Here is a 19,475-nt window from a genome sequence, read left to right on the forward strand (position 1 = left end):
TTAGAAAGTGGTATTTACAGTAAAGCTATACTGTCGTGTTATAGGCAATGCGAAGCTGCCAAAGTTATCCGTTTCTGGATCTTGACCATTCAACCGTTTGTTGGCAATTACAAAAACGTTATTCACTGTACCCGATACCGACAAAGTTTTCAAACCCGCTTTCTTCACTAACCGTGGAGGTAATGCATACCCCATATTGATATTCGTACACCTGAGATAGTCGTTATTAATGGTTCTAATATCCGATTGGAAATAAGCGGTATAAGGACTTACAGTAATTTTTGTCAAAGATCTACTATCACTTACTACGGTAAAAGGCACCTCGATGTTATTGTTTGAACGATCGTAGAAGGTGGGAATATTAGTATATGCCTCATCACCAGGTTTGCGCCAACGATCTAAAAACTCAACAGGAAGGTTTGTATAGGTAGGTGGTACACCACTCATAATATTATTAGCAATACGTTGGTAACCATCATTCAAACGTTTTGTAGCACCCAAGCTGAGGTACAATACAGTGGAGAATGAAAAGGCTTTGTATCGCAAAACTGGGTTGATAGTACCCGTTACTTTAGGCAATAGTTGGCCGGAATATACGAGAATATCATCCGGGTTGCTGGTGAATGCATGATCCATGTTATTGAATGTAGGAATACCCGTGTTGTGGTCTAAGCCTTTAAAGCTATAAGAGTAAAACCCACTAATCGGGCGACCAGGCACGTTTGCATTTGCACCAAATAGCGCGTAATAGTCGTTACGCGTTACACGGTTCGACAGCTTATTGAGGTTCTTACTAGATGATAAAGACAGGGTAAAGAATGTGTTCTTACTTTTAATTACATCAATACCCACGCTCATTTCTAAACCGGCATTCACAATCGTGTTGCCATTTCTATACATCTTACCCATACCATACTCGAAAGGAATATCTACTTGGTCGATAACATCTACCGTTCGCTTGTTGTAATAGTCAACATTCACCCTTAATTTATTATCTAAGAATGCTACATTAGTACCTATGTTCCATTGGTACGTCTTTTCCCAACGTAAATCCGGGTAAGGCATGCTTTTAATCGTTAGCTTAGGAATTTCATCATAATAGTTTAATATATCATTCTTATAGCTGGCGATCAGTTGTGGGCCAACGGCATCCACTACGTTACCTTGGGTACCGAATGATGCGCGTATTTGCCAGTCTGATAAGAGCCCGCTTGTTGGGAACCATTGTTCAGCAGCAGCATTCCAACGGGCCGAAATGTCGTAGTTAGGTAAGAACCTTGAATTGGAGTATTGTCCAAATCTATTTGAACCATCTGTACGAATCAAACCATTCAAAATGTAACGTCCTTTAAAATTGTAAGCCATGTTTGCATAATAGCCTACACCGTTATCCAACATATCGATAATACTGTTCTTAGAATAATTCTCTAATGCTTTCTTTGAGGGAGAAAATATCTTACCTCTTTCTGGGAAATAGCCTGGCGCTGTGTTCAATAGTAAAGAGCTTCGCGTAGAACGAATTTCATTACCAATGGTAAAGTTGAAATGATCTCTTTCAGCGAAAAAGCTTTTTGTATAATCGAAGCTATTCCTAATGCTATATGTTAAGTTATTTGAATTATTAAAATCGGCAATCCCTCCACGTGGCAAGGTAGATTCATTAAATTCTTTCTCGGTAGGTTGGTAACTTAAGTTATAACCACGTTTAGGGGTCATCGCAAATGATTGCTCATCTGCGGCAATAAAACCACGCATGATATTATAAATAATACTGGAATTGTTCCTAAATGTCCATCCTTTTCCGAGCTTATAATCCAAACTAAGATTAGCTGTAGTAGACTGCAATGTTGTCGTATTCTCTGTATGCGCCAATTCATTCTTCATATTGAAGAGGAAAGGTTCCTTATACTGCTCATAATTAGAAGAACCGCTGGCGGCTTGTCTTACTTGCTGGGGATACTTGAGGTCGGCATTATACGTTCTTGATGTTTGCAAAGAATAAGCCAGCACGTCTACACCGTTATAATACCCGGTAGATTTCCGGTAGTTCGACATCACGGTTAAATCCAACTGCAATTTAGACGTTACTTGGCTATGAATGTTTACATTCATGCCATATGAACGATTCCCATCATTCTTAGCAGCGCCATTATTTAGATTATAAGTAGCAGAAGCGTAGAACGTTGTTTTACCGGCACCACCACCCATGCTAAGCGAGTGGTTTGTACTCATACTATTACGGAAAAACAATCCTAACCAATCGGTATTTTCCGTTTCAAGCTTTGCTACCCTTTGTTGGAATTCAGCTTCGGTAATTTCCCTGGCATACAACATCCGCAATAAGCCTTCATACGAATAATTCTCTTTGAACAAGCTTAAATCCTGTCCATACGCCACGCCATCTTCCAACATTTCTCTTGAAAAACGGATACGTTCTTTAGAATTCATCATGTTATAATCGCTATACTTCGGTGCACGGTTAAAAGAAACCGTGGCGTTGTAACTAAACTGTGTAGGCCCGGCTTTACCGCGTTTTGTAGATACTACAATTACACCATTTGCTGCACGGGTACCATAAATAGCTGTGGCAGCAGCATCTTTTAAGAAAGTGATGCTTTCAATATCGTAAGGGTTTACACCACTGATGGCATTTCCCATTAATTCATAGTTAGCCGATAAACTTCCGTTTACTACGTTATTTAAAACGGCCGATGGCAGGTTCACGGGTTCTGGGCGAATCATCCCATCTATCACCCACAAAGGCGAAGCATTCCCTACCAAGGTAGCTGTACCACGCATGCGTAACGTGGGTTTAGCATTGGCACCACCCGAACTGTTTATCACCATTAAGCCCGGCACTTTACCTTGTAACATACGATCTACTGTAGGTACACCTGGTTGTATAATGTCGGCACCACTTAACTTTACCACGGAACCGGTAGCTAAACGGGGATCAATTTTTTGATACCCGTTTACCACTACTTCCTGTATATCCCTTGCAATGGTATCCATTTTAAAAACCTGTAACTCATTCTTGCCTTGCCTGGCAGTAATGGTTAAAGGTTTCATCCCGATCATCGACAAAGTGATAAGCTCCTCGTTTATCGGGGTTAAGGAAAACAAACCATCGGCTTGTGTAACGGTCATTTCGTTGGATGTATGTGCTTTAATACTTACCCCTCCAATTGGATGTCCATTGGCATCCGTTACACGGCCCTGTAAAACGAAACCTAAGCGTTTATCTTCGTTTACACCGGGTTTTTCATCGGCAAAAATTGTAATGCCCCCCATTCCATCAGGCGAGAATTTCAGCTTTGTATTCGCTAACAACTTCTGCAACAAGGCTTCGATGGTAACTTCCTTCATAGAGATGCTCACCGGTTGTTGGCGCTCGATTAAATCGGAACTATACGTAAAGCGGATTTTTGACTTTACGCGAATTTCCTTCAAGGCTTTGCTTAACGGGACGTTATTCGCCGAATAAGAAATTTTTGTCTTTAAATAATCTTGCCCGCCACTTTGTGCTTGTGCCGAGAATTGAAAAAGAATGCAAAACATGCACAGCATGGGAAGCCTTACTGCATAAGCTGCCATGTCCTTCCACCGAAAGGACGATTTTAATAATGTACGCATGGTAGGTATGTTAAATGAATGCCTGGCAACACCCAACGATGTTACCCTGTTAGTTGGCTTTTACGGTTGATATACAATTTTTACTACACGGCCTTCCATTTTAAATTGCACGTGTTGATCACTTTGGCTGATTTGTTTAAATACATCTTGCACATACTGCGGGCGGCGCATGTCGATCGTGAAGCGTTTTTTCTCTAAAGAAACTTGGCTGAACCGAACATCGTAATCATACATCCGCGATAAGGTGGTGGCTATTTCTTCTAATGTTGCATCCTCGAAGAAAATATCGCCATCCTTCCAAGCCGTAAATGGCCTTGTGTCCACTGTTGTTTTTTCCAGCGTTGCATTACTTTTTTGGAAACGTGCTTGTTCCCCCGGTAGTAATACAACTTGACTATTAGCGGCCATCACTAATAGTTTACCGGAACTGAGTGTTGTGATAACATTGGATGAATAATTATTTACATTGAAACCTGTGCCTAATACTTTCATAGAAGCATCGCCAGCATGTACAATAAATGGTTGTTGTGCATTGGCGGCTACATCTAAATAGGCTTCTCCATCTACATATACTTCGCGGGTAGCACCGGCAAACACCGGTGGAAACACAAAGCGCGAGCCTGCATTTACGAACACCCTCGTTCCGTCGGACAATTGCAAAGCGAATTGCATACCGCGTGGTACTTCTAAAGTATCCAAAGCATTCGCTGCTACCGTGGCATCGCCCGCGGAATACACAGCTTTATCTGCCTGTACTTGTACACTAGCACCTGAAGAAGCTTGTTGTAGAGAAGTTGTTTTCTCCACTTCCAACACCTTCCCGTTCGACAATTTGAACTTTACTTTACCCGGTTCGCCGGCTTCGGCGATGGTTGTAGATGGCACAGCAGGTGTTAAGGAAAACCAAGCACCGAGACCTACCGCTACAAGAATTACAGCAGCTGCTGCAAACCTTACGAGACGGAATACCCGGGTACGTTTTTGATCCCTTGCTGCCACGAACCTTTCCCAACCGATGTTTTCATCGAATTGATCGGTATGAAGGCGGGCTTGGATCTCTTTCGCATTCGCCAAAAGTGCGAATTCTTCCGGCGTAAGCGAGGTGGAACTATCCTCTCCTTCAAAGGCGTCGAGGAGTTTATCCCAGTTTATATCGTTTTTGTTATCGTTCGTATTCATAAAAATTACTACTCATTAGGCAACGAAATGTTACAAAAGGGTGAAGGCTTTTACCATTGTTTGAAAAAAAACAGGCAAGCCATCACTTTTACCATCCAACTACACTCTCTCCGTAAGAAGAGTAAAGCCAGCTTTATTTGGGTTTTGACGGTATTAATAGAGATATCGAGTTTAACGGCGATATCCTTGTACTTCAAATCGTCCTGGTTACTTAATAAGAAAATTTTTCGGCGCTGTTCTGGCAAACGACTAATTGCTTCCCATAAGGCTTTGTTGCGCTGGTCGTCTTGTTCCAGCTCTTCGCCTGGGAAGTTTTTCGACAATTGTTCGATAACACCTACTTCTTCGAGCGTGGTTTTGCTCGATTTCTTTATGTAGTTGAGCGAGGCATTGCGAATGGCACGTACGGCATACCGTTTAAAATCGTGCGTAATTTGGATATGGTGTCGTTTCTTCCAACAATAAAGAAAAAAATCCTGCACAATATCCCGGGCAGCATCTTCATCATTTACTATATAGAAAGCAACAGCACACAGCAGTTTAAAATGAAGCTTGAACTGGTTCTCGAAAGAAACGGCTTCTCCTGAATTCGGTTGATGCATAGACCACGTTGTACCTTGAGCGGTATCCGCGCAAAGAAAGTATAATTCCCTGTTAATTTCTATCATTTTGCTACATCGCTTTTCTGGCAATAAGTTCGAACAAGCCTTTCCTATAAGGCATTACATGATTTTTTCTTCTCGGCTGAATTTAGACCTATGGTTGCCGGCAAATATTAATCTTTCTTTTGGTTGATGGCCTTTCTAACACGTAGCCATGACTATAGGCAATGTTTGTTCAAAAAAGGGTGAAGCCTGCGCAAAATATTTTTCAAATTGATGAATTTTTCCCTGTTTAACAAGTCTTTGTGATTATTGCTTAGGGGTAAATGCTATTTTGGAAGTCTATTTAATAGGTAATAAAAGCATGTTATTCAATTTGTCAATGCTCAATCCCGGAAAAAATTGGGCAAATAACACGATTATCACACGCTAATATTATGAATTTCAATTATTGAAGTATATATTTATGACTTTTGCTTCCTAACCGGGAGCTTGTATTAAACCTATTGCTAACTTGTCGACTATCATTTTTTACTGCCTACAACCAGTTATTTATGGCATTTCTTTATTGCCATTCCCGTTGCTGTACCTATTATCCGACGCGATGAATGGGTTACTCTACTATGTGCTTTCTTATAGGAAGAAAGTAGTGATGAGCAATTTGCGAGCGTCGTTCCCAGGTAAATCAGAAGAAGAACTCAAGAGAATTGGTAAGGACTTTTACCATTATTTGTGCGATATGTTCCTGGAAACATTCAAAACACTTACCATCAGTAAAGAAGAAATGTTGAAGCGTTGCAGCTTCACACCCGAAACCGTTCAATTGTTCAAGGAACTGGCCGACAAAAAACAGAGTGTTGTGCTGGTAATGGGCCATAAAGGGAATTGGGAATGGGCCGGTAATACCTTCAGCTTGCTTTGTGAGCACCAGTTGTATGTAATTTACCACCCACTTGCCAACAAGGATTTCAATAAGTTGATGTACAAAATGCGTACACGCTTCGGCACGAAGTTGATTGCCATGCAGGATACTTTCCGCGAAATGGTGAAAAACAGGGGCGAATTAAATGCCACGGCGTTCATTGCCGATCAATCGCCTACCCCTTCTACCGCGCAATGGGTACAATTCCTTCACCAGGATACACCCGTTTCGAAAGGCACGGAAAAGATTGCCCAGAAAATGAATTCACCGGTAGTGTACGTATCCGTTCATAAAGTTAAACGTGGATATTATAGCGTAGAAGCTGCTATGTTGGTAGCAAAACCATCGGAAGCAGCAGAAGGAACGATTACCGTGTCGCATACACGACAATTGGAAAGAGATATTATAGAACAACCTGCAACGTGGCTTTGGTCGCACAGACGTTGGAAACATAAACGACCACAAACAGTATAAAGCCCGTAACTATGGCGGGTACTTTTGCCCAGCCATCACCATTCAAATCAAACACCTATGCGCGAAGGAAAAGAACTCATCTTGGCAACTAAACCATATGCCAGCGAAAACCGCTCCAGTAGTTGGAAACATCTTTGGATTACCCTTGTATTACTGGTAGCCGCTTTATCAGCCACCCTATTATTACCTTTTTTTGTAGCTAAACTGGCTGCCAGCATCCTATCAGGCTTGCTCGTAGTAAGAATGTTCGTTATTTACCACGACCATCAACACCATACCATTTTACAAAACTCTGTATTGGCAGAAGGTATTATGACCATCTTCGGGTTATATATCCTAGCCCCTACCTCTATTTGGAAACGTTCACACGATTATCACCATAAACATAATTCTAAATTATTTAGTGCTAGCATTGGCTCGTATCCCATTGCTACGCGCCAAAAGTTTGAGCAAATGAGTGGCAAGGAAAGAAGGGCTTATCTTTTTACCCGTCACCCATTAACGATATTAGCAGGGTACTTGTCGATGTTTATGATTGGCATGTGCTTACAGTCGTTCACGAGCAGTCCAAAGAAACACTGGGATAGCTTATTGGCGTTGATCTTGCATATTGGCGGTAGCGCTGCTGTGATCATCTTTTTAGGCTGGCAGGCTTGGGCTTTATTTATCGTTATTCCGTTTACGATTGCTTGTGGTATTGGGGCGTACTTGTTCTATGCGCAGCATAACTTCCCGGGAGTAACGTTTAAGGAGAATGAAGATTGGTGTTACCATGATGCTGCCTTGTTATCGTCGAGCTACATGTTAATGTCGCCGATGATGAACTGGTTTACGGCGAACATTGGTTACCACCATATTCATCATTTGAATGCCCGCATCCCGTTCTATAAGCTGCCACAAGTAATGGCGGAAATACCGGAGTTACAAACCGCTAAAACTACAAGCCTTGGTATTAAAGACATCATTGCTTGTTGCAAACTGAAGATTTGGGATTCCCAACTACAACGCATGATTACCTTGCGTGAAGCAGCAGCATTAAGAGGTACACCATGTACCCCGGCTAAGCCTGTTTACGCGGTGGTTACATCGAAAGTAATGTAAGAGAACATAACAACATATTGCAAAAGGATCACCTGGTAACGGGTGATCCTTTTTTATTTGTAGTGCTTGCTTACTGGGTTGTATGCGTTACTTCGGTAATAGCGGTGCTTTGGCTGCTGGCGGTATCGGGATTATTGGTACCTGTGGGTGCTACCACATAAGCCGTGTTACTTACTTTACCTGTTCCACTGGTAGTACCCTTCAAGAGTAACACCACCTTCGCTTGGGCAGGAAAGGTGCCGATATTGGCTTGCAACGCATTCCCCTTGTTAGAGAAGCTAATATTACTGACCCCTGCTGTAGCGGAAGACACTTCAAATACCGGTGATACTAGCACGCTAGGCACGGTATCAATTACCACGGTACCATTCGCAAATGAAGGCCCGCCATTCACAATCTCTAATTTATAGCTAAGGGTACTTCCTTCCGTAACTGTAAGTGGTGCCGTGTTTACAATGGCTAGTGCTGCTACAGCCGATACATTAATAGCATAAGCAGTACTGGTAGGCGAATTCCCAGGTATGCCTACCTGCACTAGGTTCTGCGTAGCGCCTAATGTCGCCGATTGGCTCACTGTAGCTGTCACCGAAATTTGCACGCCACTGTAATTACTCACCGGCAAGTTGGCTTGCAAGGAAACATTCCCCGTTCCGCTCGTATTCCCAATGATTACCGTACCCGGGTAAGCACTTGCCTTCCATGTGATGTTCTCGAAGCCTGCCGGGAATAGATCTGTTATCAATGCCCCGGCAACGGCAGATGGGCCTAGGTTATTCACGTAAATAGTATAGGAAACCACTTCCCCACGGGCTACCGATACAGGCCCATTGGTATTTACTTGGAAGGCCCAACGATGGGTCGTAGATGCAATGCCTATGGTTGATTGTATGATGCATAGGAAGAATGCTACGCATACTGTAAACGCTTGGGAGCGCATTAGCTTAAACATGCTGTAAACGTTTTTGAGGTTACTGTAGATAGAAAATTAGCTACAATAACAGCGCAGGCGTTTTGAATGTTTATTTGGGTGTTGGCACACATGGTGCATAAAAAAAGCTGCCTACATGATGTAGGCAGCTCTCCTTGTATAAATGAAGCAAGATTTATTTCATGACCACTTCTTTCACTTCAAATGCTTGGAACGACAAGCTTGATGTACCGTTCCCCCTGGATATAAGGTCTGTATCCTGGGCAACAGCTAAAGGATTAAATAAGCGAACAACAAGTTGACCACCCGGTTGCGGTGTAATACTTGTTATAACTACATGATGATTAGATAATGTACATAATGGCAATGTAGCTTTCAAGGTAGCTTTAGCTGGGAATGCGATCAACGGTTGCATAAACTCCATAGCCGCCTTCTCTTGCTCTTCATTGGCAATACCATTATGTGGACGTAAGGCATAATGGAAAACACTATTTCCTTCTTGGCTGGCTTTATAATTCGTATGCCAATAGTTATTCATTACATAACTAAACCATTGCGCAGTTGGAGCTGCGGTTGTTTTCCATTCTTTATGCTGTTGGTTAATCACTAACCTTTCATCTACCATACCCGGCGACATCATAAATGGTTCAATCATCATTAACTGCACGCCACGTTTCTCACCAGATGCATCAAGCCAACGACGTGTACTAATAAAATCACGGTTCGAGCCCGGTAATTGGTCTTCCAAATAACGTAATGTGCCATACCCCGCATCTGTAGTAACTTTATTCATTGTTTGAACAAAAGGGAATGAGAAATACATGGCTTCTTTCGTAGTAGTGGGCGACTTCTCCAACATATTCTCAATGGTTACTTTGTCGTCATTAGCTACCATAGTAATTACGCGTACTAACTTTTGCGTGCCGGGTGCTGATGATTGAATTCGCACCACGCACCTATAAGGCCCTACTTCCTCGACTATAACTTCCGGGGCGGCATTTGTAACCGCTTGCGTAGGATCCATACCTGGCACATACCAATATCCATTTAAGCCTTGTTCTCTGAATGAAGCTGCATAATTCACCCCATCTTTCTCTAACGTGGTAATAGAACCATTCATTGAATTCCATATAACATTCACTTTTCCATTTGATATAGCTGTTTTGGTAATGGTGAATGGAGATGGATGTACTTTAACCGGCGTATTTTGTAAGGTATAAATTGTTGTACTTAAGGGTGGCAAGTTCTCTGCAATAAACAAATAACTACCATCTTTCAATTGCTGCAATGGGTATACTTTTCCTTTACTATCTGCTATGCTTTTAACAGGTGCTTTAGAAGAAAAAATAACTTGGCCATTGCGGGTCCACGACAAGGTATTCACTACTGCAATAGACGTTGATGACGAATCGGTGAGTGGATCTAATACAGCTACTTTAAGTGCAGCTGTTTGTTGTTCCCCAGCTAACATAAAGTCTTTTTTAATACGCCATTGTTCGGTTACGAAAGGAATACCCGGCTGCGTTATACTATTATGCGCTCCCCAAGTATGCTCGTGGAACATCAGTACATTCCGCCAAGCTTCATAGAAAGCTTGCGGGTTGTATTTACCTGGGTTCAGTACAGAGTATAGCGTTGTTATTTGTTGTAATTGTAAACTACTTACACGGTTAGCGCCTTCTTCTGTAGCTGTTGATGCCGCGCCATCTTCCCAATACGGCGTTATATCTCCTTTCACAACTGGAATATCTTTGCCATAACGTGCAGCAAAGGCTTCGAACATTTTATCGGCCGAGTTGAGTACTATTGTAGGAGAGGCATATTTCTCATTCCACTGTTTTACGAAGTCGGAGATGGTACTGTCTAAAGGGGCGTTATCGGCCACTACATTATAGCGCCATTGTACCATTTCGTAAGGGTATTTATGGGCGGCTAAGTCGTTCAAGTATTCCGCGATGCGTTTTGGTCCATTCTGGAAAATGGCGCCCGGCGCATTGCCATGCCACGAGGAATATCCCTTCCCGCCTGTCCAGAATAATACTTTTTCTTGGCCAGAGGGCGATTGCCACCATACAGGTTTATCACCCCACTCTTTCACGAAATGACCAACACGGTCGCCACGGTACGGATGGTTATTACCCAAGTAATTCGGGCCGCTGGAGAAGTACTTTACGCCTCCTTTGGAAAGGCCAGTAACGGTTGTCCATGCAAAGCCCGGCACATCGGAAATCATGGCGCTTTCTATTTTAATACCGTATTTCTTGCGTAACACTTCCGCGTAATCGGTATAATGGAAGATTTCTTCCGGCATACTTAACCCTGTAAGGATATTCGCATACAAAGCCGACAAGCAAATGCGACCGCTTTTAACGGCTTGTACAAACTGCTGTTCTTCCGTTGGCGTAGCTTCTTTTAAAAAATTCTCTACTGCCCATAAAGATTCTACGTTCCAAGTGAACTTCGCTTCTTCGGGATAGTTTTTTGTTTTCTCTACTAACCGAATGGCATCACGGATATTCTTCGTGTGAATGCGTGCCACCTCTGGTTGTAAATGGGAGTACCCAATATCGGTATGCGAATGATGGATGAAATGGATTTCTCTTTTGATTACCGGTTGCATGGTAAGGTTACCATCAAACAACACTTTATCGGCATACTTCGCCACAACGGCTATGTTGCGGGTTGCTTGTACCGCCGGTACAGCTATTTCAAAAGAATTCATACCATCTTTTACCTCGAATTGATGTTGTTGTGTTTTGTCGATGGTAACTGAAAGTGATTCATTTTTACCAAAATGTAATACATTCATCACCACGGCTTGGCGACCATTTTTTAATAAAAATGGATAAGCGGCAAGCTCTGCTTTTTCTTCAAATGTATACTTCGACGTCATGAACCAATCGTTGCTTTGTTGCGCTTGACCAATGAGCATCAACCGTTGTTTTGCACCGGGTTTAATTCGTGCTAGGGGTACACGTAAGTACGCAATACCATGGGCATCATTGGCGCCATCGGTTCTTACTTGAACAAATGCGATGGTGGTACTATCGGCATTGGAAAAGCGCCAAGTGGGCTTTTTATTACCTTGTTCCGTTGTAATCGTCACTACTTTTTCACCATTCAAATACAAATCGAAATGCCTGTTCCCGCTATTGGTGCCCGTAGAATGCGACGCTAGCCAGCGGAAGTAAACGTATTTATCTTTTGTATTAGCAGGAACGGGAGCCGTTTCCCATTCAATGGTCTTGCGTCCATCGGTGGCTCTTGTGAGCAGCGATTGGTTTACAAAATCCGGGTAGGCAGAATGATAGGTTAATGTTTCGCCTTGTAGATCATTTTGGTAGCCCGACAACCATTTCGTTTGTTGGCCGAACGGGGATTGCCCCTTGGCTATGTGTAGCGCGCAAGCTAACAAGCCTAATAACAGGAATTTCTTCATACGGGAATAATATTATTATGTTGTGCACTGTCACAACTCGCTATATCAATAGCAAAATACTAGGGTTTTATAAATTTGCTACTTTTACTTTACAAACGGTTCTTTAACAACGCTTTGATAAGCCAACTATTTCTATTACCTTTCGATCATTATTCTTCGTTCCGACAATGCAGCTAAAACAGTATACCGACCGTGAGTTGCTCGGCCTTCTTCAAGCCGGCGACCACCACGCGTTTAGCGAGCTCTATCGTCGTTATTGGGACAAACTCTTCTACATTGCTGCCAAGAAACTACAAGAAAACGAAGAAGCCGAAAGTATTGTGCAAGACGTATTTGTAGACCTCTGGCAACGCCGCGAACAACTCAACATCGAAACCTTGGAAGGTTACTTAGTAGTAGCCGTTAAATACCGTATGATCAATTACTTGGCCAAGCAAGATCGTGCTAAACATTACCGTCAACACTTGGCGCAACAAGTTAGCTTAACGGATTCGTATACAGAAGAATGGATCAGTTTTGAAGACCTGCGCGAATGGTTAAAGAAAATGGTATCGGGCTTACCTGAAAAATGCCGCATGGCCTACCAATTGCGCGAAGAAGGTTACTCGCAGAAAGAAATCGCTGAGCATATGCAGATTTCTGAAAAAACAGTGGAAACGCACATTACCCGTGCACTCAAAACAATACGCACCAGCATTAGCCAACTCTTCTCTTTCCTCGTATCATTATTATTATAAAAAAAGGGATGGAAGACAAGCACTAGGCCCGCCTTCCATCATGGGATTATCAATCGATGGGTTGTATTGTAAACGACATACGTACGGGTGCCACAGGCACTAAGTATTGTGGTAATTGCATAGGGCCGCAACTGCCATTACCTAAGCCCATTTGGCGAGCATCCAATGTAACCACGGTTTCTTTCCGGGGCTTCAACTCGTACAAATGTGCTGCCTTTCCTAAATCTTCATCTGTTACATGTAAAGCACTAAAACTCATTACATCATGACTCACAATCTGCAATCCTCCTTTACCTTGTTTATTGGCCGATAATTTCAACCAACGCACATCTTCCCTATTTCCCATACCTTGGGGTTTCTCATATTGTTCCAACATGCTTGTTACAGAGCGGTTGTAAATTCCTACAAAAGCCGAAGATTTACGATCGATGTAGTTTTCATGCGGGCCACGACCGTACCAAGTCACTTCTTCCAAACCTTCCTCTAAGAACATACGCAATCCAAGGCGGTTAATAAAGAGTTGTGTTTGACTAGGTTCCAATAACGCGTCTACCTTAATAGCGCCATTACCATAGATGGTATAATGCAAGGCTACTTGTACATTAAAACCTTGCTTGGTTTTCACTTGTAAGCCTGTTTGTACTTTTATTTCCGAAGTACCAGGTATTACTTCGAATTTGTGCAAAGTGTATTCCGGTTGATCGAAACCAAAGCTGCGGGTATCATAAGGTTGCCCCCAGTCGCCCGTATGATCATTGTCTAACATAGCCCGGTAAATATTTACAGCTAAACCATGTTCTGCCCGCGATATGTAGGTTTGTTGCCCGTATTGCAAAGTAGACATACGGCCTGTTGTTCGATCGAATTGAACAGTTACATTTTTACCGGTGATGGTTACTTGGTTACCCGTTTGTTTGAGAACTAAGGGTAGTTTAGTAGTATCTACTACCGGGTTCGGGGTAAACCAATTCACGATCAATTGTTCGGCAGCTACGATATGCCCCTTTTTCGCCCAAATAGCATCTTCTTTCAAGGCTACTTGCATGTTAAGGTAATAGCTGGCGCCGGGTTTTAATGCCGGTTGTGTGAAAGGAATATGTATGACGGTATCCTTCGACGCTTGTAGGGCGAAATTGTTCAGTACTCCTTGTTGGATGGCATAGCCATTTTCCATGAGTGTCCATGTAATGGTATAATCCGACAGGTTTTGGAAGGCATAACCATTTCGTATGCGTATGTTGCCTTCTTGTACACCGGCATTCAGGAATTTCACGTATTGGTATACTTTCTTCACCTCTTGAATAGCTGGTTTTAGTTGACGATCAGATGTTACTAAACCTTTAATGCTAAAGGTGCCATCATTGGGTGTATCACCTAAGTCACCTCCGTAAGCGAAATATGTTTTACCGGTTTGATCGCCCGGTACTTTTGTTTGTATACCTTGGTCGACCCACTCCCAAATACAACCACCAATTAGGCGTTTGTGAGATTCGATAGCATCCCAATATTCTTTCAAGTTACCTACCGAGTTACCCATGGCATGGGCATACTCGCACATAAAGTAAGGTTTCTCGGAAGTCGCTTTCCCTCTTTCAATAATATAATCCACTGAAGGATACATATTTGATTCAATGTCACCCACACTATTCATACCTTCGTAGTGAATAGGGCGCGATAAATCAAGCGCTCTTACTGCTTCACGGGCTGCTACAAAGTTTTGACCTGCCCCGGCTTCATTGCCTAACGACCAAATAATTACGCAGGCATGGTTTTTATCTCTTTCTACCAATCGTACCGTACGATCGATAATAGCAGGCTGCCAAGATGGATAGGTGGCTATTTTCTGGTGACCATGCGTTTCGTGGTTGGCTTCATCAATTACATACAAACCGTAATAATCGCATAATTGCAACCATATAGGATCGTTCGGGTAATGGCAAGAACGTACGGTATTGATATTGTGCTGTTTCATCAACAAAATATCTTGTACCATACTTTCAACAGTAACGGCCTTACCTAATGTAGGGTGAATCTCGTGCCTATTCACGCCTTTCAGCAACACGGGTTTACCATTCACTAATAATTGGCTACCACTAATTTTTACTTCGCGTATACCAAACTTGGAAGTCATTACTTCTAGTACGGCCCCCTTGGTATCTTTCAAGGTGATATTTACGGTGTATAATGCAGGTTTCTCTGCCGACCATAATTGTGGTTGTTGTATATCACCTACCAGCGTGTATATCATTTCCGTGCCTTTGCGCTGGGCATTGATATTTACTGGGTCGATCTTACCTGCATGCTTCCCTTGTTCATCCAAAATCTCGGCTTCAACAATGGCAGGAGCACTGGTACTTTTGCCATTATTCACCACCTTCGTTTCAATAGAGAAACGGGCAGCGGTATAGTCTTTATTCAATTCGGAACGTAGGAAGAAATCGCGGATATGTAGTTTGGGAACAGCAAATAAGTACACCCTTCTGTGTATGCCACTGAAGCGGGTCATATCTTGATCTTCTAAGTAGCTGCCATCACTGTATTTGTACACTTGTACCGCTACTGTATTTTTACCGGGTTTTACATATGGACTTACATTGAATTCAGCAGGACTGAAACTATTCTCCGAGTAGCCCACTTGTTTCCCATTTACCCATACATACATGGCGCTAATAACACCATCGAAATGCAGGAATATATCCTTCCCATCCCAATCGTTCGGAATGGTAAATTCTCTACGGTACGATCCTACGGGGTTAGGCTCTTTAGCGGCCGTCCAATCGGCAGGTACTGGGCCCATTACGCGGGGTGGATCGTTCTTGAAGGGGTAAGTAATATTTGTATAGATAGGGGTTCCATAGCCTTGCATTTCCATATTGGAAGGCACTGGAATGGTGGCCCAGTTTTTATCGTCGTAATTGGGTTGATAGAAGTTTTTAGGCTTCTCGTTCGGGTGTTTCACCCAATTGAATTTCCAAGGGCCATTGAGGCTTTGGTAGAAGGGTGAAATATGGCTATCATCACTGTACGGTTTGGCTTCGTTAGCAGCTTTGATAGAGGGGAAAGGAATGTAAGTAACGTGTGTAGGTTCTTTATGCACAGCGAAGATGGTTTCATCTTCCCAATAATCGCCTCTTACTATTTTCTCTTCCGGCACATCAACTTTGATGGGTGTAATTTGCCAGTATTGAGATTTATCCGTTGTATCAACCGGTGCTTGGCAGATCATCTCATCACCATTACTTAGTTTGCGGCTGCACAACCGTTGCCCGTTGACAATGCTGGTAATGGTATAAGTGCCGTTGCTGGCAGGTTGAAAGGTCCAATGTTGGTTTTTATTTTCAGGTTCATTATCCCACAATAAAATGGGTGTGGCAGCTTGGTTGGCGCGGTTGCCCACGTCGATACTTTTTGCACTTAGGGCCATGTTTAATTGCCAGGTATCTTTGGCTATGGCATGTAAAGTCCATGCCTGTGAAGGTGCGTTTTTAGCCTTGGGCATCATATATACCGGGGCGTTATTGTCGCGGTTATTTTTTACATCGGCTACTTGTTGTGCATGGTTACTTAACTGGTAGTACTGTTTTTCTTTGAATTGTGCTGCTGCTTGCAAACACATAAGGAAAGCACCCGCAACTACGGCGGGTGTTTTCCATTTATTTAATGATGGTTTCATATTCTCTCTTAAACTATGTTCTTTCTAAAAAGCCCCCAACTCTGCGAGATGCGTGTATTCTACGTTGCCGAAATTACTGAGCACGGTTACTTTGAAGTAACGACCTTCCGGGAAGGAGGTTACAAAGAAGCGTTGCGCTGTATTGATATTTTGCAAGGTGAATGTTCCGGCACTTGTCCATGTAATATTATTGTCGCTTACTTCTAATAGTACGTTATTGGGCTTGCCGTTGTTTGTGCTTTGCCTACCTGTGAACACTAAGCCATGAATGACCTTCTTCTCGCCCATGTCTACACTAATCCAATGCGGCGGCGTACCAAAACCACCGTCCCACTTTGTATGCCAGAAGGTAGATGTTTTACCATCGATGGTATGCTTACCTAAACCACCATTCTCTTCCCCTTCTGCCGGTTCTTCCGATGATACACCCGCGATTGTCCAGTTGGCACGGTTGTAATCGGTAAAGTCGGAGAAGTTGAGCGAAGCACGTACGATGTAATAGGCTGTTTGTAAAGCAGTATTCAACTTCACATTGTTGCTTACTTGTTTAATAGAAACAGCTAAGAGGTAATCTTTAAACAAGACCATCCCTTTGTTTGGGTTGACTTTGATGGCCAGCGGGGCGGTTGATACACCTCCTTTTGGAATGACAGCGGAAAGAGATTCCAAGGAATAACAAGCCGCGGGTAATTGCGGGTAACTGGTACCATACTGCGTGTTATAAGCTGTTACTTTAGCGGTATCGTTGATAAACTCTACGTTTATGTCGTGCGACAATTGTTCGAAGCCACCATAGCTTGCACCGTAAGTAATTGTGTAGGTGGTATCGGCCATGCGCAACACGGGCATGTTCATGTTTCTTGCGGCTGCCGCCATATACACTTGGCTGGAGCTGGCCACTTGATCTTCTTTCGGAATATTGATCTTCTCGCAGCTTGTAGTCCACCCAAGCGTGATGGTAGCTAAAAGCACACGTGATATATATGTTAGTTTCATGATTTGGAATGATAAGGTTTTGAATGCGAATATTAGTAACCTGGGTTCTGTACGAGTTTCAAGCCACGGTCAATTTCGAATTGCGATAAAGGGAACCAGTAATAGGCATCTCTCCATGCACGGCTATCGGCCACCACGCGTTGATAGAATTCAGTGCCATCTTTATTGACGTTCATACCATGTAAATCCTTCATGATAGATTTTACAATTTTCCATCTTCTAACATCGAACCAGCGATGACATTCATACGCTAATTCAATTCTTCTTTCTGCACGAATAGCGGCAATTAAATCAGCACCACTTACAGCAGGTACTTCCCCGCCACCGTATTGTGGAATGCCCGCGCGTTTACGAATTAGGTTGAGGTACTTCAATGCTTCTGCATCATTACCACCATACTCTGCCAAGGCTTCGGCATAGTTGAGGTAGATTTCACCCAAACGCGCCAACACGTACGGGCGATTATTGCTAATACCTGCCAACCTATTGGTTTCCGGCGATACATTCTTCACTACTAAATACCCCGTATGCGAATAATCTTCGCCACCATTTTTCTTACCGTCTTTTCCCGAGTAAGTTAAATCTACCGTAATAGAATCTTGCGTAATGGAACCGCCTTTGTAACGTGCACCGTTGTATAAAATGGAGGCATAGAAACGCGGTTCACGGTTGATGTACATATTGTATACACCATTGGTAAAGCCTGTTTCGGAATACAATGGCGACTTAGAAATTGGCAAGCCATCTTTCATAAAGTACGCATCAACCATTTCTTGTACGGGTGAAATACCGTTCCAACCACCGGCAGAACGTAACGAACAGTTGTAGTCCCAGTTCCAGAGATCATTGTCTTTGCGTACAAAAATGGATTCATCATTCCAAGGCACTAAATGAATACCACGGTACGATTTCACCGGGTCGCCGGAAGGATCTTCATACAGTTTATAAATATTAAGATCAATCACTGCTTTCGCTGCATCCGCAGCTTTCTTCCAACGTTCACGGTCGGCAGCTTGCGATATGAAAGGCTTGCCTTCTGTGCTAACAAAAGATGCGAAGTCGGGATTACCATTATATTCAGGGCTGGCAGCATATAATAATACGCGCGATTTAATTGCCAAGGCAGCACCTTTGGTGGCACGACCAAAATCGCGGTCGGTCGCCGGTGTTAATGGTAAAACGGTGGCTGCTTTATCGAGTTCTGCTACAATATAATCAACACATTCATCGAAGGTATTGCGGGGTAACATCATGTCAATGGATGGCGCATCGGCCGGCAGTTCTGTATCGCCAATTAATACGGCTGGGCCATATTGGCGGATAATCATGAAATAAAAATAGGCGCGTAAGAAGCGGGCTTCGGCTTTGTATTGATCGATTAACTTTTGACCATCGAGGGCTAACATTTCTTTGTTACCGTCGATGTGGTTAATGAAGTACGTGGCCGAACGGATGCCGTTGTAATATGATTGCCAAGTATAAAATGGCGACGTACCCGGGCTGAAGTTACCTACGTTTACTTGGTAGATTGTCCATTTGGCCCAAGCCACGTTTATTTCATCCACGTTGCCCGTCCACGGGTTACCGTTCCACTGGTCGCTTTCATCGCGTACATAATTGTATACATTGGCTAAATATTCTTCGGAAGGCTTTTTCTTTTGAAACACCTCCTCGATGGTTTGCCTATCGTTCGGCACTTGGTCCAAGAATTTGGAGCAAGCGGTTAGCATCGCGAACACTAAAAAGATGCTGGTATATGAAATGATATGATACTTTCTCATGTGCAAAAGG

At 43.0% G+C, this 19,475-nt stretch carries 11 protein-coding genes; 3 read left to right on the forward strand and 8 right to left on the reverse strand.

Features of this window, described 5'->3' with window-relative positions; translation table 11 throughout:
- From LX64_RS04405 to LX64_RS04415, 3 genes are read right to left on the reverse strand one after another with little or no spacing between them, the layout of a single operon-like run.
- Nucleotides 1-3,633, reverse strand: a complete 3,633-nt coding sequence (locus LX64_RS04405; RefSeq protein WP_111596420.1) for a SusC/RagA family TonB-linked outer membrane protein — start codon at nucleotides 3,631-3,633, stop codon at nucleotides 1-3.
- Between the two features lie 60 nt (nucleotides 3,634-3,693).
- Nucleotides 3,694-4,812: a FecR family protein gene (locus LX64_RS04410; protein ID WP_111596421.1), complete on the reverse strand. Its 1,119-nt coding sequence runs from the start codon at nucleotides 4,810-4,812 to the stop codon at nucleotides 3,694-3,696.
- A 50-nt stretch (nucleotides 4,813-4,862) separates the two neighbouring features.
- On the reverse strand, nucleotides 4,863-5,414 hold the full coding sequence (locus tag LX64_RS04415; RefSeq protein ID WP_158538524.1) for an RNA polymerase sigma-70 factor: 552 nt from the start codon (nucleotides 5,412-5,414) through the stop codon (nucleotides 4,863-4,865).
- Nucleotides 5,415-5,928: 514 nt separating this feature from the next.
- Between LX64_RS04415 and LX64_RS04420 the strand changes: the two genes are divergently transcribed.
- A complete protein-coding gene (locus LX64_RS04420; RefSeq protein WP_111596423.1) occupies nucleotides 5,929-6,810 on the forward strand; it encodes a lysophospholipid acyltransferase family protein in 882 nt (293 codons plus the stop codon).
- Nucleotides 6,811-6,867: 57 nt separating this feature from the next.
- Nucleotides 6,868-7,911 carry a fatty acid desaturase family protein gene (locus LX64_RS04425; RefSeq protein WP_111596424.1) on the forward strand — a complete coding sequence of 348 codons (1,044 nt, stop codon included), beginning with the start codon at nucleotides 6,868-6,870 and terminating at the stop codon, nucleotides 7,909-7,911.
- Between the two features lie 70 nt (nucleotides 7,912-7,981).
- Here the strand turns inward: LX64_RS04425 and LX64_RS04430 are convergent, their stop codons facing one another.
- Together LX64_RS04430 and LX64_RS04435 are read right to left on the reverse strand one after the other, a co-directional pair.
- Nucleotides 7,982-8,860 (reverse strand): DUF11 domain-containing protein, encoded by an 879-nt coding sequence (locus LX64_RS04430; RefSeq protein WP_111596425.1) that lies wholly within the window; start codon nucleotides 8,858-8,860, stop codon nucleotides 7,982-7,984.
- A gap of 154 nt (nucleotides 8,861-9,014) precedes the next feature.
- Nucleotides 9,015-12,278 (reverse strand): glycoside hydrolase family 38 N-terminal domain-containing protein, encoded by a 3,264-nt coding sequence (locus tag LX64_RS04435; protein WP_111596426.1) that lies wholly within the window; start codon nucleotides 12,276-12,278, stop codon nucleotides 9,015-9,017.
- Between the two features lie 167 nt (nucleotides 12,279-12,445).
- Between LX64_RS04435 and LX64_RS04440 the strand changes: the two genes are divergently transcribed.
- The gene (locus tag LX64_RS04440) at nucleotides 12,446-13,015 is read left to right on the forward strand and encodes an RNA polymerase sigma-70 factor (RefSeq protein ID WP_111596427.1); all 570 of its coding nucleotides are present in this window, start codon (nucleotides 12,446-12,448) and stop codon (nucleotides 13,013-13,015) included.
- 49 nt (nucleotides 13,016-13,064) lie between these two features.
- Here LX64_RS04440 and LX64_RS04445 read toward each other — a convergent pair whose 3' ends face one another.
- From LX64_RS04445 to LX64_RS04455, 3 genes are read right to left on the reverse strand one after another with little or no spacing between them, the layout of a single operon-like run.
- Nucleotides 13,065-16,688 (reverse strand): glycoside hydrolase family 2 TIM barrel-domain containing protein, encoded by a 3,624-nt coding sequence (locus tag LX64_RS04445; RefSeq protein WP_111596428.1) that lies wholly within the window; start codon nucleotides 16,686-16,688, stop codon nucleotides 13,065-13,067.
- 24 nt (nucleotides 16,689-16,712) lie between these two features.
- A complete protein-coding gene (locus LX64_RS04450; RefSeq protein WP_111596429.1) occupies nucleotides 16,713-17,684 on the reverse strand; it encodes a BT_3987 domain-containing protein in 972 nt (323 codons plus the stop codon).
- 32 nt (nucleotides 17,685-17,716) lie between these two features.
- A complete protein-coding gene (locus tag LX64_RS04455; protein ID WP_111596430.1) occupies nucleotides 17,717-19,465 on the reverse strand; it encodes a RagB/SusD family nutrient uptake outer membrane protein in 1,749 nt (582 codons plus the stop codon).
- Nucleotides 19,466-19,475: the final 10 nt, after the last annotated feature.

The sequence above is a fragment of the Chitinophaga skermanii genome (assembly GCF_003259335.1).
GTDB classification, from domain to species: domain Bacteria; phylum Bacteroidota; class Bacteroidia; order Chitinophagales; family Chitinophagaceae; genus Chitinophaga; species Chitinophaga skermanii.

Excerpts from the sequence above, each read along its gene's own strand:
- LX64_RS04450 (WP_111596429.1), bottom strand. The coding sequence starts at position 17,684 with ATGAAACTAACATATATATCACGTGTGCTTTTAGCTACCATCACGCTT.
- LX64_RS04455 (WP_111596430.1), bottom strand. The coding sequence starts at position 19,465 with ATGAGAAAGTATCATATCATTTCATATACCAGCATCTTTTTAGTGTTC.
- LX64_RS04410 (WP_111596421.1), bottom strand. The coding sequence starts at position 4,812 with ATGAATACGAACGATAACAAAAACGATATAAACTGGGATAAACTCCTC.
- LX64_RS04415 (WP_158538524.1), bottom strand. The coding sequence starts at position 5,414 with ATGCATCAACCGAATTCAGGAGAAGCCGTTTCTTTCGAGAACCAGTTC.
- LX64_RS04440 (WP_111596427.1), top strand. The coding sequence starts at position 12,446 with ATGCAGCTAAAACAGTATACCGACCGTGAGTTGCTCGGCCTTCTTCAA.
- LX64_RS04435 (WP_111596426.1), bottom strand. The coding sequence starts at position 12,278 with ATGAAGAAATTCCTGTTATTAGGCTTGTTAGCTTGCGCGCTACACATA.
- LX64_RS04445 (WP_111596428.1), bottom strand. The coding sequence starts at position 16,688 with ATGAAACCATCATTAAATAAATGGAAAACACCCGCCGTAGTTGCGGGT.
- LX64_RS04430 (WP_111596425.1), bottom strand. The coding sequence starts at position 8,860 with ATGTTTAAGCTAATGCGCTCCCAAGCGTTTACAGTATGCGTAGCATTC.
- LX64_RS04425 (WP_111596424.1), top strand. The coding sequence starts at position 6,868 with ATGCGCGAAGGAAAAGAACTCATCTTGGCAACTAAACCATATGCCAGC.
- LX64_RS04405 (WP_111596420.1), bottom strand. The coding sequence starts at position 3,633 with ATGCGTACATTATTAAAATCGTCCTTTCGGTGGAAGGACATGGCAGCT.